Origin of the sequence: Paenibacillus ferrarius, from assembly GCF_002027705.1 — a bacterium.
Taxonomy (GTDB): domain Bacteria; phylum Bacillota; class Bacilli; order Paenibacillales; family NBRC-103111; genus Paenibacillus_E; species Paenibacillus_E ferrarius.
Genome location: NZ_MBTG01000001.1, coordinates 1 through 15,816 on the forward strand (window position 1 = coordinate 1; position 15,816 = coordinate 15,816).

19 protein-coding genes are annotated in these 15,816 nt (G+C 44.3%); 16 read left to right on the forward strand and 3 right to left on the reverse strand.

Features of this window, described 5'->3' with window-relative positions; translation table 11 throughout:
* Window positions 1-506, reverse strand: a 506-nt coding sequence (locus BC351_RS00005; RefSeq protein WP_341865965.1) for an HTH domain-containing protein, incomplete at its 3' end; no start/stop codon positions are given.
* Between the two features lie 354 nt (window positions 507-860).
* Here BC351_RS00005 and BC351_RS00010 point away from each other — a divergent pair.
* Window positions 861-1,289: a hypothetical protein gene (locus BC351_RS00010; protein WP_079408660.1), complete on the forward strand. Its 429-nt coding sequence runs from the start codon at window positions 861-863 to the stop codon at window positions 1,287-1,289.
* A gap of 258 nt (window positions 1,290-1,547) precedes the next feature.
* Complete coding sequence (locus tag BC351_RS00015) at window positions 1,548-2,372, forward strand: discoidin domain-containing protein (RefSeq protein ID WP_079408661.1); 825 nt, start codon at window positions 1,548-1,550, stop codon at window positions 2,370-2,372.
* Between the two features lie 382 nt (window positions 2,373-2,754).
* Here BC351_RS00015 and BC351_RS43780 read toward each other — a convergent pair whose 3' ends face one another.
* Window positions 2,755-2,862: a helix-turn-helix domain-containing protein gene (locus BC351_RS43780; RefSeq protein ID WP_079409178.1), complete on the reverse strand. Its 108-nt coding sequence runs from the start codon at window positions 2,860-2,862 to the stop codon at window positions 2,755-2,757.
* A gap of 489 nt (window positions 2,863-3,351) precedes the next feature.
* On the opposite strand from BC351_RS43780, the gene BC351_RS00025 reads away from it, so the two are divergent.
* From BC351_RS00025 to coaD, 3 genes are all read left to right on the forward strand, one after another.
* Window positions 3,352-3,849, forward strand: coding sequence for a hypothetical protein (locus BC351_RS00025; RefSeq protein ID WP_079408662.1), 498 nt, complete (start codon window positions 3,352-3,354; stop codon window positions 3,847-3,849).
* A gap of 549 nt (window positions 3,850-4,398) precedes the next feature.
* A complete protein-coding gene (gene rsmD, locus BC351_RS00035) occupies window positions 4,399-4,959 on the forward strand; it encodes a 16S rRNA (guanine(966)-N(2))-methyltransferase RsmD (protein ID WP_079408663.1) in 561 nt (186 codons plus the stop codon).
* 24 nt (window positions 4,960-4,983) lie between these two features.
* Entirely contained in the window at window positions 4,984-5,487 is a 504-nt protein-coding gene (coaD, locus tag BC351_RS00040) for a pantetheine-phosphate adenylyltransferase (protein WP_079409179.1), read from the forward strand.
* A 16-nt stretch (window positions 5,488-5,503) separates the two neighbouring features.
* On the opposite strand, the gene BC351_RS00045 is transcribed toward coaD, so the two are convergent.
* A complete protein-coding gene (locus BC351_RS00045; RefSeq protein ID WP_079408664.1) occupies window positions 5,504-6,796 on the reverse strand; it encodes a nucleoside recognition domain-containing protein in 1,293 nt (430 codons plus the stop codon).
* 147 nt (window positions 6,797-6,943) lie between these two features.
* Between BC351_RS00045 and BC351_RS00050 the strand changes: the two genes are divergently transcribed.
* The 11 genes from BC351_RS00050 to rnc all read left to right on the forward strand — a co-directional run bounded on the left by BC351_RS00050 (window position 6,944) and on the right by rnc (window position 15,733).
* A complete protein-coding gene (locus tag BC351_RS00050) occupies window positions 6,944-8,083 on the forward strand; it encodes a SepM family pheromone-processing serine protease (RefSeq protein WP_079408665.1) in 1,140 nt (379 codons plus the stop codon).
* A gap of 69 nt (window positions 8,084-8,152) precedes the next feature.
* A complete protein-coding gene (locus tag BC351_RS00055) occupies window positions 8,153-8,662 on the forward strand; it encodes a YceD family protein (RefSeq protein WP_079408666.1) in 510 nt (169 codons plus the stop codon).
* Window positions 8,663-8,700: 38 nt separating this feature from the next.
* Window positions 8,701-8,874, forward strand: coding sequence for a 50S ribosomal protein L32 (rpmF, locus tag BC351_RS00060; protein ID WP_029195321.1), 174 nt, complete (start codon window positions 8,701-8,703; stop codon window positions 8,872-8,874).
* A 120-nt stretch (window positions 8,875-8,994) separates the two neighbouring features.
* Window positions 8,995-9,606: a transcription factor FapR gene (gene fapR, locus BC351_RS00065; RefSeq protein ID WP_167387999.1), complete on the forward strand. Its 612-nt coding sequence runs from the start codon at window positions 8,995-8,997 to the stop codon at window positions 9,604-9,606.
* On the forward strand, window positions 9,590-10,594 hold the full coding sequence (gene plsX / locus BC351_RS00070) for a phosphate acyltransferase PlsX (RefSeq protein WP_079408668.1): 1,005 nt from the start codon (window positions 9,590-9,592) through the stop codon (window positions 10,592-10,594). The genes fapR and plsX overlap by 17 nt, the downstream gene beginning before the upstream one ends.
* Window positions 10,591-11,577, forward strand: a complete 987-nt coding sequence (locus BC351_RS00075; protein WP_079408669.1) for a beta-ketoacyl-ACP synthase III — start codon at window positions 10,591-10,593, stop codon at window positions 11,575-11,577. The genes plsX and BC351_RS00075 overlap by 4 nt, the downstream gene beginning before the upstream one ends.
* Before the next feature lie 66 nt (window positions 11,578-11,643).
* The gene (gene fabD / locus BC351_RS00080) at window positions 11,644-12,594 is read left to right on the forward strand and encodes an ACP S-malonyltransferase (protein WP_079408670.1); all 951 of its coding nucleotides are present in this window, start codon (window positions 11,644-11,646) and stop codon (window positions 12,592-12,594) included.
* Entirely contained in the window at window positions 12,581-13,321 is a 741-nt protein-coding gene (gene fabG / locus BC351_RS00085) for a 3-oxoacyl-[acyl-carrier-protein] reductase (RefSeq protein ID WP_079408671.1), read from the forward strand. The genes fabD and fabG overlap by 14 nt, the downstream gene beginning before the upstream one ends.
* An 84-nt stretch (window positions 13,322-13,405) precedes the next feature.
* The gene (gene acpP / locus BC351_RS00090; RefSeq protein WP_028558238.1) at window positions 13,406-13,639 is read left to right on the forward strand and encodes an acyl carrier protein; all 234 of its coding nucleotides are present in this window, start codon (window positions 13,406-13,408) and stop codon (window positions 13,637-13,639) included.
* A gap of 95 nt (window positions 13,640-13,734) precedes the next feature.
* Window positions 13,735-14,970 carry a beta-ketoacyl-ACP synthase II gene (gene fabF, locus BC351_RS00095; protein WP_079408672.1) on the forward strand — a complete coding sequence of 412 codons (1,236 nt, stop codon included), beginning with the start codon at window positions 13,735-13,737 and terminating at the stop codon, window positions 14,968-14,970.
* Window positions 14,971-15,031: 61 nt separating this feature from the next.
* Window positions 15,032-15,733: a ribonuclease III gene (gene rnc, locus BC351_RS00100; RefSeq protein WP_079408673.1), complete on the forward strand. Its 702-nt coding sequence runs from the start codon at window positions 15,032-15,034 to the stop codon at window positions 15,731-15,733.
* Window positions 15,734-15,816: the final 83 nt, after the last annotated feature.

The window sequence follows — 15,816 nt, forward strand, 5'->3', positions numbered from 1 at the left end:
AAGTCGCAAAGGTAGCTAGTTGTGCGTCCTAAACCCTGCCCTACAGTCTCTTTAATTAGCTCAAATAAATTACTCTTACTTAGGTTCTTTCCCTTTGGTACCAGCAACCTTTCTTTCGTGTCTAGCTTTTTTAACAATTCCACCTGAGACTCAAGAAGTCTAATTCTTGCTTCCTGTCTTGCAATAACTTCATCCTGCGTTAGTTCTCGCTTGAGGGGACGTCCAGATGATCCCTTACGGGAGTCTGCTAGTCCAATGACTCCATCCTCAGCGTATGCTTTCTTCCAACGCTTAACGCATGCTTTTAAACGCTCTACGCCAATTATGTTTACATCAAACCCGTTTGCTTCAAAGATTTCTCTGGGTGTTTTACCTGCCATGTATTGATCGATGAACAACTGCTTAAATTCATCAGCATAGGTTATTGCTTTATCGCTTATATGGATGACGTATTTATTCGTTGATAAATTCTTTTGTTCTTTCTCACTAAACATTTTCTTAGACATATTGTAATCCCCTCCGGTGCTTACTCTAGTATACAAAAAAAGATACCCACAGTCTGAACACTTTTTCAAAGTGTCCAGACTATGGGTACCAGTGTAGAATAAGTGGTGTCTTTTATTTCTTTTTATTCAGACCCTTTCGATAAGCCTCAACAGCAGACTGTGCCGCAGGTAATCTCCAGTTCATCTTCAGTATTGATCGGCGCCGCCGAAAAACGCAGTTATACCATCGATTTTTTTCATTAAGTTTTGATAAAATTGAAAGAAACACATTACTATTACCGAAGATGTAAGCAGTGAGGTAACTTATGTATTGCGGCTTTAGACATGAAAGAGATAAAGGGGTTGTCTTTGGATATGATGAAGATGAGACTAGGGCATTATCTATTAACAACATTAATAACATTACTTGTGTGTCCAACGATTCTTCAATTAATTATAATTATTTTTATTGCAAATGAGAGAATTGCTTTTGAAAGTTTTTTAGGTACTATTGTATTTGCAATCTTTACGATTCCAACATTAGTTGTAATTGGAATTCCAAGTTCAATATTAATAAACAAGATCGTAAAGCGTATAAATAGGTTAAAGTTATTGTTCGAAACAATATTTTACATTGTATTTGCTGTTCTTGGTGTTGTTATAACAATACTAGCCTTAAACGAAAATAAGGACCATAGTAATATTTTTGACAAAGATAACCTGTTGATTTACTCTTACGGGATTCTTTGCGCATTGACGTTCCAAACTTCCTTAAGATTAACAAGACGTTGGTTAAAATTTTAACAACCACAACGCATGGAAGATTAGAGTGAAAATAAGAAGAAATAACGACACCTTAATGGTGTCGTTATTTCTTCTTATTCAAACCCTTCCTATATGCCTCTACAGCAGCCTGTGCCGCGGCAAATGGAAAACGTGATTACGGTGTTGACCTAAATACTATAGTATAATGTGGAAATTTATAAAAAAACAGTCTGTTAAATACTGAAATTTCCAAGTATAGTTGAATTGTAAAATTAATACTACTAGGAGATGGTTTGTATGAAGAGGTATTTTATTTTGATATTATTAAGTTTGAGCTTATCTATGGGACTAATTATAGCTCCAGATAAAAGCGAGGCTGCTAGTCAATACTCAGATAATTTAATTCCAATAATGACATCAAACACAAGTCCATCTGGAGTTGCGAGTGCTAGTAGTGCTTGTGTGTGTGGTTACTCAGCTGCATATACGGCTTTTGACGGAACCTATGCTAGTACTCAGTCTTACGCATGGACAACAACTGACAATAATGCTGCTTGGTTAAAGTATGAATTTTCTAATCCACTGGCGATAGCTCAATATGTAATATATCCACAATATACTGCAAGTTCACGTGCACCTAAAAACTGGACTTTCGAAGGCTCGAATGATGGAACTAACTGGACTGTATTAGATACTCAGTCAAATGTTACTGGTTGGGCAAATAGCACCCCAAAAAACTTTGTTTTCTCAAATACTAACAAATTTAAGTCTTATCGAATTAATATAACTGCCAATAGTGGTGATGCTAGTTTTTTATCAATTGGTGAGTTGCAAATGATGTCGAAAATACTAACTCCAGATCCATCTCCGGATCCGAGTGGAAAACGTGCTATTTTAACTATTACTATGACGAATGGGCTAGAAAAGGAATACGATCTTTCTATGGCAGAAGTAAATGCTTTCATCGTTTGGTATGATGGCAAGGATGTAGGGACAGGCCCTGCCAAATATAAATTCGACAAGACATGGAACAAAGGTCCGTTCAAAGCACGTACAGAGTATGTAATCTTCGATAAGATACTAACGTTCTCCGTTGATGAATATGATGTGGTGACTCCTTAATAAAAACGAATCGCCGCTCGGCTGATTTGGCTAGGCGGGGTGTTTTCCTTTGGTTAGCTCACATCTAATGAACAGTATGTAAAAGCACCTGAAAAGAAGTACTGGACGCATTGAGAGAAAATTGGATGAAACAGATTCGTTCTAGCAAGAATGCGTACGGACTTCGTGTATACTTATGAACAGGAACTATCTAATTGAGGTTTTACAAAAAGAAATAAACGACACCAATCCGGTGTCGTTTATTTCTTCTTAATTCAAACTCTTCCTCAGAATAATGATCAGCTTCTCCGAAGAAAGCTCGTCCAATGTTATTGTCATTTTCATTTGGTTCAACCTGATCATTTGTTACACCTAATAAAAAAACAGATGAAACATAAAAAAATCAGCTATTTTTAATTGTATCTTGATCAGGTTTTCTATCACCTGTTTCGTATCCAGATGCTTGTATATTAGTTATTCCAAAAGCGCCTGCTAAACGCTTTTGAGAGATATCTAATTTTCACTTAGATACTTTATTCTTGAGCCTATATGCACTCATGTTATTTACCTCAATTCATTTGAACTAAGTATATCTTACTACGTAAAGCAGCCACTAAGCGCAGCAAGGGTTATTGCTTAAGATGCAAGAAATTAACGGATTCGATAAAGATATCAATGAGTTGGTAGAAGAAGCAAAAACTAATAGAGGGGGGAGGGACGAAAGCGGTGAGAGGTGTTGAGCCAGATCCAACCGCCTTCCTCCTGTAGTATGCTGCTCTTTTCAAGCTTCGGAAGCTACCACATGAAATCATAGGGCTTCCAATAAGTGAAAGGGCTTTTATATTTGCTTCCATCCAGTTATATTTGAAAAAAGAATCCGATACAGCGAAGACGAATCGTAAATAGGTTGATCTACTTCGAAATAAATGGTGAATAGGCCCAATGTTTGGTAATATAGGGCTATTGAAGTCTCATTTTGAAGGGAGAAAATGATTTAAAGATGAAAAAAGTTCTGATAATGATGTTTTCTTTATGCTTACTGATGACAGGGTGTGCCCAAGACTCTAATTCTGATCAAGTTGGGGGAATTTCCCCAAATGACACTATTTTCGATGTAAAGAAATTTAGCCAGATTTCTCCTGATGAGTTAGTTCAGATCATGGGAGATCCAGAATCAAAGGAAAATTGGAATTTTAAAGGATCAAAAAATCAGTTTCCTGTGCTTACATACGCTTATAAAGGCGGAGAAATTGAATTTCAATTTGTTAAAAATAAATTGAAAAGAATAAATTATCATTTACCAGAAGATGCAAGCAACATAGGCAAGCTAGTTGAGCGGTTTGGTTTATCAGAAAATCAACTAAAAAAATACAAAGATACAAATACGGTTGTTAGATATTACACAACGATAGAAACGATTTACGAGGTTTATATAATGGTTGAAGATAAAAAAACATCGCTTTTCCGTGTTGATTACGATAAAGGTGTTTTTGAATAATCAAGAGTTGCTCTTAAATAGGGCGACTTTTTTATTTCCTTTTTTGAAAGGAGTTTGGATAATTGGCTACCGTTGGCCATAGTCTTAAGTTATTTGATCAGTTTTCTATACGATTAATCATGCAGAGCAAGCGATGAATTCAACTTTGATTGTGGCTGATCGACTTAAGCAGAATACAAATTCAATTGCCTGCTTCACTGACTGTGATGTTGACGAACATTCAGAAACTTGTCTTGAAGCTTTTAGTGGCCGTGAAGCTGTTATACTTAAATAAACCCTTATACAATAAGGGTTTTAGGTATCAGTACCATTAAATTATTACGACGGCCCTTTTACAGGCCGTCTCATGGGAGAGGAGAAACCGGACGAAGAGCTTATGGGGAAACGTAAGCCTTCTCCGCGGTTGTCTACGACATTCTCTGATGTCGATAGTTCAAGGATGACCGTTTTACAGGAAATTTATACATGGAGCGTATAATTTTTTTGTGTCCGAATAGAGCTTGTGGTACGATAGCAAAAGAATAGCCAGCTAGAAGGGAAATACGCAAGATGAGAGTGATTTCAGGCACTGCGAAAGGCCGGTCGTTAAAAGCTGTACCAGGTACCAGCACACGACCAACAACGGATAAAGTGAAAGAAGCGATTTTCAGTATGATAGGTCCTTATTTTGAAGGGGGACAAGTGCTCGACCTGTTTGCCGGAACCGGCGGACTTGGGATTGAGGCGCTTAGCCGCGGGATGGATAAGGCTGTGTTCATTGATATTGAGAAGAAAAGCATCGACACCATCCAGCATAATTTACAGACAGCCGGTCTGAAGGATCAGGCTGAGATTTATCGAACAGATGCCACTCGGGCACTGAAAGCGTTAGCCAAGCGGGAGCAGCAATTTGAGCTGGTTTTCTTGGATCCTCCGTATAAAATGAAGCTGATCGCGGAGCTGATAAGCGCCATGGAAGAGCAGGCGATTGTTGTGCCGAATGCTACCATAGTGGTTGAACACGATGCGAAGGATATTTTGCCTGAAGTGATCGGCAATTTCAACCAACAGCGAAGAGCGGATTACGGCGATACGGCTGTAACGATTTATTTGCGATCCGTAGAAGGATAAGTTCTGAGAGGAGATGACAGCATGATGAAGCAAGAACACGGAAGAACGGTTGCCGTTTATCCAGGGAGTTTCGATCCGGTTACACATGGCCATCTTGATATTATACATAGAGCGGCAAAGGTGTTTGATAAGTTAATTGTAGCCGTACTTAATAATACGTCTAAAAACCCGCTGTTTACATTAGAAGAACGAATGGAGCTCATTCGCCAAGTAACGAAGGATCTACCGAATGTTGAGGTGGATGGGTTTCGGGATTTGATGGTGAATTACATGAAAGCTCGCAATGTTCGCTTGATTGTGCGCGGGCTTCGGGCTGTATCGGATTTTGAATATGAATTGCAGATGGCTTCGACCAATCATAAGCTTAATTCAGATGTTGAGACTTTTTTCATGACGTCCAAGCCGAGTTTCTCCTATTTAAGTTCTAGCATTGTGAAGGAAATAGCTAGGTTTCACGGCCCCGTGGAGGATTTGGTTCCTGTCGAGGTGGAGGAAGCGCTCAAACTTAAATTTCCAAGAGACAATTGAATGTAACAGCGTCAAACTAAAGAGCTTTCTTGCGGAAAGCTCTTATGAATGTCGAGGCCATCAGCATGATGAGCAGTACAAGTAGGAATTGGGTTAGCATAGGCCCCCATAAGCTCCATGCAGAATCGCCGTTTAGCGGGAATGACGCCGCCGGGGATTCGTTTGTTGTTTTATCCAGCCATAGAAAGCTAGGCTCTGTTTCGGCTAGAAGCAGCTGCAATGGTTTCCAAAGCAGGATGGTGAAGATGAAAGCAAGCACGGCGTGCAGGACTCGAGACCGGAAGAAGATACGATAGCGTGCTTCAGTTTGATGTTGAAAGCCGGCCACTTGCGCATGAGCAGACAAGCCTCCCCAGCCTAAGAACGCGCTAATAAGCGCCATTTGGCCAAGCAAAGAGAGTCCTTGGGCTTGACTCCAGGCATAAGCACCCAGATGAATCTCCAGCATACCTGTCACCCACTCAGCTGAAGTGTCGGTATGAATGTTCATGTATTGGAGCAAGGCATGAGTTGCGGGCTTCAGTATATCGGTGAGATGCGAAATGTGGACAACATTGATGAGGACAGAAAAGATCATCATATAGCCACCCACTAGCATTAAGGTTTGGACAGAAGAAGTTACCGCATCCCCGAGGAGCTTGCCGAAAGCGCGGCCATCATGCAAATAAGCTTGGCGCATCGTGATGAATGCTTGACGCCAGACAGAGGCGGAACGAGGCTCAGGGCTCAAAAGAGCGGGACTGTGTTCGGATGCAGGAGATGCAAGCTGCTGTGTTTTTCTGGAGAATTTCATCTGTAGAATGCCAGTTGCAATAGCTGAGATATAATGAACTACTGCAAGCACGACACCAAGCTTGGCACTATGCAGAAATCCGACACCCACAACGATAATAAGGAACAAAGGGCTGCATAAATGGGATAATGCGGTTAATTGCTCTGTTTCTGTTCGGGAGATGAGTTTTTTTTCCCGCAGGCTAGCAGTAATTTTGGCTCCGGTAGGAAATCCTACAATAAGTCCCGAAACTAAAGCCCATCCACTGACACCTGGAAGTCGGAAGATTCCCCTCATCAGGGGCTCAAGAAGAACACCGGCTCCTTGGATGACGCCGAATCCGATCAAGAGCTCGGTCATAATGAGAAAAGGCATCATCGCAGGAAATACAAGCTTCCACCAAACGGTAAGGCCTTCAAGTGAAGACTGAAAAGCTTTGTCCGGAAATAGAATGACAGACACAACGACAAGGGCTGCCAAAGCCCCTAGTATCAGCGTCGTTAATTTGGAGTTGGATTTTGCTTTTATAGGCTGCATGCCATTCACCTCATCCTTTAAACATGCTTCATTTGTACGCAAAAAAGTACGGGTTTAGACCAAGCATTGCTTGGACATGAAGGTAAGCCATGAAGGTGAGCGGACAAGTGGCAACCGTAGCCAGACACCAGGAGGAGGGGGACCTGCATGGAAAATGAAGAAGATAATGTTCGCACCTGGTCGAATGACTCCTACCGCTACCCGCGGAGATCAGCGACTAGAAGGTATCTAATATCGGCTGTTGTGGGTATTGTGATTGTATATTTATTGCTTTTTGTGAAGCTTCCATTTTTTATTTTTATGCCGGGAACTGCGGAAGAAATTAAACCCATGGTCACAATAGCGAAAGGTTCAGATATAGAAAAAGGGACTTTGATGCTGACTACGGTACGTGTTGCAGATGCAAATATGGTTAATTATTTAATTGGTCTCGTTCATCCTTACGAAGAGATACAACCTAAGACGAGTGTGTTGAAAAAAGGGGAGTCTGAGCAGGAGTATTCACAACGTCAAGAATATGTGATGTTGACTTCTCAAGCGAGTGCGATACAAGCCGCTTATACACACGCCAAAATTCCCTTTCACATCAGCCATGAAGGCGTAATGGTGCTCCAGACGCTGCCAGGCTTATCTGGGGAGAAGGTGCTCAAACCCGGAGATATCCTGTTGAAAGTCGGAGATAAAGAAGTGAAGGTCGCTCAAGATTTGCTGGATTCGTTGAAGGGGAAGAAGGCTGGAGAATCCATCCCTATCACGTTTATGCGGAATAAGGCCGAACAGCAAGCCACGCTAGCGTTGGGAGCACTGCCCCTTCAAGCAGGGGAAAAGGAAGCAAGGGCTGGTATTGGCGTAGTGCCGGCAGATATGCAGTCCGTCAAAGCGGATCAAGCCGATCAGCAGGTTACAATTAAAGCAGGCGAGATTGGCGGCCCGTCCGCAGGGTTAATGTTTTCTTTGGAAATTTATAATCAACTTGTACCCGAGGATATTACCAAAGGCTACAGAATCGCTGGAACAGGAACGATTGAAACGGATGGTACAGTAGGTCCAATTGGCGGTATTCAGCATAAAATCATCGCCGCGGATCGCGAGAAGGCGGAATATTTCTTCGCACCGAAGGATATGACGTACAAGGACGGCACGCAAATTTCGAACTATTCAGACGCGGTTCATAGAGCTGAGCAAATTAAGACGAAGATGAAAATTATTGAAATTGGATCCATGGACGATGCGCTCAAATTTCTAGCAGCTCTACCGCCAAAAGAAGTAGAGAAGAGTAAGAAATAATATAAATTAAATTGACAAAAGGCAAGTAAAGTGGATATAATAATCTTTGTTTGTTTGGGGTGAAAAAACATGCAAATTCGTTTTAGAGAGCTAGCTCTTAAAGGGCAGCCGGTTCATATGACAGAAGAACTGAATTTGACGGAACCTTTTGAAGGTCGTCAAGATATTCTTGGTCATGGTCCAGTACGTGTCGATCTTCATGCTGTGCATGAAGATGGAGTAGCCAAAGTTAACGGTACGTTAACGCTAGACTTGGAGTTAAGCTGTTCACGATGCTTATCGCACACGAATCAAACAATCGAGCTTCCTTTTGAGGAAGTCTTCATGCAGAAGCCTGAGGAAGAAGATCCGGATCTTGATGAGGACATTCATTTGGTCGTTGGAGATAAAGTCGATTTGGAGCCTTACGTTGTAGAGAATGTAGTGGTCGGTTTACCGTACATACCACTTTGTGACGAAGCGTGCAAAGGTCTCTGTCCTGTGTGCGGAGAGAATCGTAATCTACATGATTGCGGCTGTAAGCAGGAGAAGATTGATCCTAGACTTGCAGGTCTCGCGGACTATTTTAACAAAGAATAAGGCAACGCCGGAAATTCGTATAAGGAGGTGTTTTGAATATGGCAGTACCTCAAAGAAGAACGTCCAAAACTCGTCGCGACAAGCGCCGTACTCACTTTAAATTGGAAGTTCCAGGCATGGTGAAATGTGAACAATGTGGAGAACTGAAGCTGGCACACCGCGTGTGCAAGTCTTGCGGAACTTACAAAGGTAGAGAGATCGTAAAAGCATAAGAATGGACATAGTACTTCATCCTAAAAGTGAAGTGCTATTTTTTTTGCTTTCTTTTTGGTTGTAAATTTAATATACTACAGTTTAGTATCTGGTAATAAGATGAGATCTCACGAGATAAGGTGGTGCTCACCATCGAACGCCTTCCTAAACGACAAAGGCAGCAGCAATTGCTTCAAGCGATTGAAGTCAATCCTTTTATGACAGACGAAGAACTGATGCGTACGTTTGGCGTCAGTATCCAAACCGTCCGATTAGATCGATTGGAGTTAGGTATTCCTGAGCTGAGGGAACGAATGAAGCATATGGCGGTCAAGACACATGACCAAGTTCGATCATTATCCATTGATGAAGTTATTGGAGAAGTTATCGATATACAGCTGGATCAAAGCGGTATTTCGATTTTTGAAATTAAAGAAGATCATGTTTTCTCAAGAACCAAAATTGCAAGAGGACATCATATATTCTCACAAGCGAACTCTCTAGCGGTTGCTGTCATCGACGATCCGATAGCTCTGACGGCTTCCGCAGATATTCGTTTTATACGATCTGTGAAGCTCGGAGAGAAATGCATTGCTAAAGCTTATGTGCGCTCTGTATCCAAAGGGAAAGCAAGAGTTGAAGTGTCTTCTTATGTTGGGGATGAGGCTGTTTTTCGAGGCAATTTCGTGATCTTTCATTCGAAGAAAGAGCATCTAGATAGGGAGGACAAGCTGCATGCGGATCGCGATTGATGCAATGGGCGGCGATAATGCTCCTAAGATCGTAGTGGAAGGTGCACTCGCAGCGGCCAAGGAATGGAAGGACGTACATATCATCCTGGTCGGCAACAGCGCCGCGATTGAAGCTCATCTCACAGAGCGGCCGGCGAATCTAACGATCCGTCACACCGAAGAAGTCATTGAAGCGGAAGACGAGCCTGTGAAAGCTGTTCGCCGCAAAAAGGATTCTTCCATGGTTGTGGCCGGAAAGTTGGTTCGTGAGAAAGAAGCGGAGGCTATGATTTCCGCAGGTAATACAGGAGCATTGATGACGACGGGATTGCTTGTCGTTGGTCGGATTCCTGGGATTGAACGTCCGGCGTTAGCACCGATGATTCCTACCATGGACGGACATGGTGTGCTTGCCCTGGACTTGGGTGCAAATATGGATGCTACACCGGAGCAACTTGTACAATATGCCATTATGGGCAGTATTTATCGTTCCAAAGTGCATGGTGTTGCCAAGCCACGGGTAGGCCTGTTGAATGTAGGAACAGAAGCAGCCAAAGGGAATGAATTAACGAAAACAGCATATCCTTTAATGGAACAAGCACCTATTCATTTCGTGGGCAATGTGGAATCCTCTCAAGTGCTTCGTGCCAAATGCGATGTTATCGTATGTGACGGTTTTGCGGGGAATATCATGCTGAAAACCTTGGAAGGCGCGGCTTCCGCTATTTTCTCGGCACTCAAGCAGGAATTTACAAAAACTATATTTACAAAGCTGGCTGCGGCTGTCCTGAAACCGGGACTTACCCAATTCCGCAAAAAGTTAGACTACAATGAACATGGGGCAGCCCCTTTTCTGGGGATTGATGGCCTTGTTCTGAAAAGCCATGGCTCCTCAGATGCCAATGCCATTAAGAATGCCGTTCGCCAAGCAAGAATAGCCTTGCAAAATGATTTGGTTGGCACCATATCCGCCGAAATAAGCCATGGGAAGAGAGATATAACAACATGAATCTAATACCAGTTGGGGTCCTCGGAACGGGGAAATACGTACCAGAGCGTATATTAACGAATCAAGAACTTGAAACCATGGTCGAAACGAATGATGAATGGATCGTCACTCGAACAGGGATTCGCGAAAGAAGAATTGCTGCAGAAGGACAAGCTACCTCAGATCTATGCTATGAAGCTTCCCTCCTTGCGATGGCGAGTGCAGGCATTACCGCGGATCAACTTGATTTGATCATCGTCGCGACAATTACACCGGACATGTCTTTCCCGTCGACTGCTTGCGTACTGCAAGAGAAGCTCGGCGCTAAGAAAGCAGCTGCCTTTGATCTTTCTGCCGCTTGCTCCGGTTTCGTCTATGGCTTGGCTAATGCATCGAATTTCATCGCAACAGGAACTTATAAATATGCGCTCGTTATCGGCGCGGATTGTTTATCCCGCATTACAGATTACACAGATCGTAACACATGCATTCTTTTTGGCGACGGAGCCGGAGCGGTAGTGATTGGCGAAGTCCCTGAACATAGAGGTTTCAAATCATTTGAGCTGGGTGCTGACGGTACAGGAGGTCCTCTTCTGAAAATCGAAGGCGGCGGTTCGCGTAATCCGGCCTCGCAAAATTCGATCGACCAACGTTTGCATTACATTTACATGGCTGGGGCGGAAGTGTTCAAGTTCGCGGTGCGGATTATGGGGAATGCTGCGGATGAGGCTTTGCGCAAAGCAGGGTGGGAAAAAGCAGATATTGACCTGCTGGTTCCTCACCAAGCGAACATGAGAATTATTCAAGCCTCCTTGAATCGTTTAGAATTAACGGATGATAAATGTATGATCAACCTGGACAAATACGGCAACATGTCGGCGGCTTCAATTCCGGTCGCACTGGCAGAAGCTGCGGAGCAAGGCCGATTAAATGAAGGCGACCGCATTGTGTTGGTTGGCTTCGGCGGCGGCTTGACTTGGGGCGCGTCTGCTTTGGTTTGGTAATACATTTCTCATAAGTCATCATCCTTTCATCTTAAAATTTATCGCCAAAGGGGATTTTTTTCTCGTATGGGTAAAATAGCATTTGTCTTTCCAGGTCAAGGTTCGCAGTCCGTCGGGATGGGGCGTGATTTGTACACGAATCATCCTGGGGCTAAAGCCTATTTTGAGCGCGCGAATGAAGCGCTGGGCTTCTCTTTATCAGATTTGATCTTCGAAGGTCCGGAGGACCAACTGAAGATCACGTATCACACGCAGCCTGCGCTGCTGACAACAAGCATCGCTTGTCTGGAAGCGTTCAAGGCTGCGGGCATTGCACCGGACTATGTCGCTGGACATAGTCTGGGCGAATACAGCGCGCTCGTCGCAGCTGGCGTGCTTGGCTTCGAAGACGCGGTCCGCACCGTGCGGGCCCGCGGCGAGTTCATGGAGCAGGCCGTCCCAGGCGGCCTGGGTGCCATGGCAGCCATGCTGGGAGCCGAGCGCGCAGCGCTGGCGGAGCTATGCTCGGCTATTTCAAGCGGCGGCTCCGTCGTGGAGCTCGCCAATGTGAACTGCCCGGGACAGATCGTCGTCTCGGGCAGCCGCGAGGGCGTTGCAGCAGTTGTCGAACGCTGCAAAGAAGCTGGCGCGAAGCGTGCCATACCGCTCGAGGTGAGCGGGCCCTTCCACTCATCGCTCATGAAGCCGGCTTCGGAGCGCCTCGCTGAGGTGCTCGCGTCCGTCAAGATGAGTGAGGCAGCCGTGCCCGTTGTGGCCAACGTAACGGCTCTGCCTGTCTCGCAACCGAGTGACATTCGCGGGCTGCTTGTAGAGCAGGTGTATTCTCCCGTTCTATGGGAAGATACGATTGCGTACTTGATCGGCCAAGGCGTCGACACGTTCATTGAGCTTGGCTCAGGAACCGTTCTCGCCGGATTGATCAAGAAGGTCGACAAAACAGTGAAAACGGTGTCGATTGGCAGCCTAGAAGCTTTGGAGAAGTACACGCAGGAGGTGCACAATCATGCTAACGGGTAAAGTTGCACTCGTCACAGGCGCATCTAGAGGTATTGGCCGGGCGATTGCTCTGCATTTGGCTGAGCATGGCGCTGATGTTGTCGTGAACTATGCAGGAAGTGAAGCGGCAGCCGGCGAAGTAGTTGCAGCCATTGAAGCAATGGGACGCAAAGCTGTCAAATTGCGCGCAGATGTCAGCAGTTTTCAAGAAGCTGATGATTTAGTTAAGCAAACGTTAGAGATTTTTGGTAAAATTGATATTCTTGTGAATAATGCAGGCATAACAAGAGACAATTTAATCATGCGAATGAAGGAAGAAGAGTTCGATCAAGTCATCGCTACGAATCTGAAGGGCGTATTTAATTGCGTGAAAGCCGTTACTCGTCCTATGATGAAGCAGCGATTCGGTCGAATTATTAATATATCTTCTGTAGTTGGCGTGCTCGGTAACCCGGGTCAAGCCAACTATGTAGCAGCCAAAGCAGGCGTTATTGGTCTAACCAAAGCGACCGCTAGGGAACTTTCTTCTCGAGGCATTACCGTGAATGCGGTGGCTCCAGGTTTTATTGAAACCGATATGACCGACAAATTGTCGGCCGAGATGCGAGAACATATGTTGAAGCAGATTCCACTGGAACGTCTTGGCCAGCCTGAGGAAATTGCAAAGGTTGTACGCTTTTTGGCGTCCGACGATGCTTCCTACATGACAGGCCAAACACTTCATGTAGATGGCGGCATGTACATGTAAGATTTGCCAGAAAGAGAATCTAGAAATTGCCTACTGGCAATCTGTCAAAGATTCTCGTATAATACCAAAGAGGAGGTGAACCGGATGTCCGACGTATTGGATCGTGTTAAACGAATTGTAGTCGATCGTCTAGGGGTTGATGAAGCTGAAGTCACCCTCGAAGCATCTTTCAAAGAAGATCTTGGTGCTGATTCTCTCGATGTAGTTGAATTAGTAATGGAATTAGAAGATGAATTCGATTTAGAAATTTCAGATGAAGATGCTGAGAAGATTACGACTGTAGGAGAAGTTACGAATTACATAAAATCTCATACGTAATAGTCTACCGAGTCCCGTTTCTAATCAAGACGGGACTCTCTCTCCATTTTCAACCAACAACAAAATAAAGTCTTCCTACATAGAAGGTGGTACATATGAACAGAGTTGTAGTTACAGGTATGGGCGTAGTTACTGCCCTTGGTCAAGATTTGGAAACGTTCTGGGGGAATCTAACCTCCGGTAAATCCGGTGTCAGCTTAATTGAGAATTTCGATGTAAGCGAATACCCAACTCGCATTGCAGCTGAAGTGAAAGATTTCAACATTGAGAATTATGTGGATCGCAAAGAATCTCGCCGTATGGACCGTTTCGTTCAATTCGCAGTCGCAGGAGCAATTAATGCACTGAAGGACGCTAATTTGAATGTGAAAGAAGATACGGATCCTGAACGCGTAGGCGTATCTGTAGGTTCTGGTATTGGCGGTTTGAATACTTGGGAAGAACAACATAGAATTCTTTTGGAAAAAGGGCCGAAACGTGTTTCACCATTCTTCATTCCGATGATGATCGCGAATATGGCTTCAGGTCATATCTCGATGGTGACAGGAGCCAAAGGACCGAACTCCACAGCTGTAACAGCTTGTGCAACAGGGACGCACTCCATTGGAGATTCCTTCAAAATGATTCAACGTGGCGATGCTGACGTGATGATTTGCGGTGGAGCAGAGGCGACTATCACACCAATTGGTGTAGCTGGTTTCTGTGCGCTGCGGGCAATGTCTACTCGAAATGAAGAGCCGCATTTGGCAAGCCGTCCGTTCGACACGGATCGTGATGGATTTGTCATGGGAGAAGGCGCAGGCGTCATGATTCTGGAGTCTCTGGAACATGCGCAGCAGCGTGGAGCTCGCATTTATGCGGAAGTAATTGGTTACGGTATGAGCGGCGACGCTTATCACATGACAGATCCGGATCCGGACGGGGCGGCACGTTGTATGGTGAAAGCGATTAAGGATGCAGGAATTGCACCGGAGTCCATTTCTTACATCAATGCTCACGGAACTTCTACTCCTGTAGGAGATAAATCGGAGACAATTGCGATTAAGAAAGCTTTAGGCGAGCATGCCTACAAAGTAGCGGTAAGTTCTACGAAATCCATGACAGGCCATTTGCTTGGCGCTGCAGGCGGAGTGGAAGCTGTTATCTGTGGACTTACGATTTCGAACAGTTTGATTGCGCCGACGATTAATCTGGTGAACCAAGATCCGGAATGTGATCTGGATTATGTGCCTAACACGGCTCGTGAGGCTAAGGTGGATATTGCGATGTCCAATTCCTTCGGCTTTGGCGGACACAATGCAACAATTATCTTGAAAAGGTTTGAAGCATAATTTGCCTTCCTACGAAGAAAGATAACGGAATATCATTCTCTCTGGGTGGTGAGTTAAGCGGATGAACCGTGATATTAAAGAACTGCAGCGACAAATCGGTATTACGTTCCGTAAGACCGAGCTGCTGAAGCAAGCTTTTACCCATTCTTCCTATGTCAATGAACACCGCATTGCTGGACATAAAGATAACGAGCGGCTGGAATTTCTAGGCGATGCCGTCCTTGAGCTAACGGTTTCGGAATTTTTATATGACTCATATCCAGGGCGTTCGGAAGGCGAATTGACGAAGCTCAGAGCATCTATTGTGTGTGAGCCGTCATTAGTTACCTTTGCGGAAGATTTAGATTTCGGCGCTTTTGTTTTACTCGGCAAAGGGGAGGAATTGACGGGCGGGCGCTCCCGACCAGCACTCCTTGCAGACGTTTTTGAATCCTTCGTAGGCGCTCTATACCTCGATCAAGGGATTGATGTCGTCAAAGGTTTTCTCAAAAAGCACGTATTCACGAAAATTTCCAGCGAAGGCAAGCTGCTCGTTATTGATTACAAAACGCAATTGCAAGAGCATACTCAACATCACAATATGGGTTCTCTGGAATACCGGATTGTGAATGAACGTGGACCTGCGCATGAGCGTGAATTTGTTGCAGAGGTTTACATGGATGTTGAACTTTTGGGGACTGGCGCTGGACGTTCCAAAAAAGAAGCAGAACAGCAAGCAGCAGCTCAAGCTTTGTTGAAATTGAATGTAACTATTCAGCGATAACGAATATAGCTAAGGGAGGCAGCTGCGGCTGCCTTTTTTGGTTTTTATCTCTTATTTTCAGAAGGGATATGTTACAATAATTT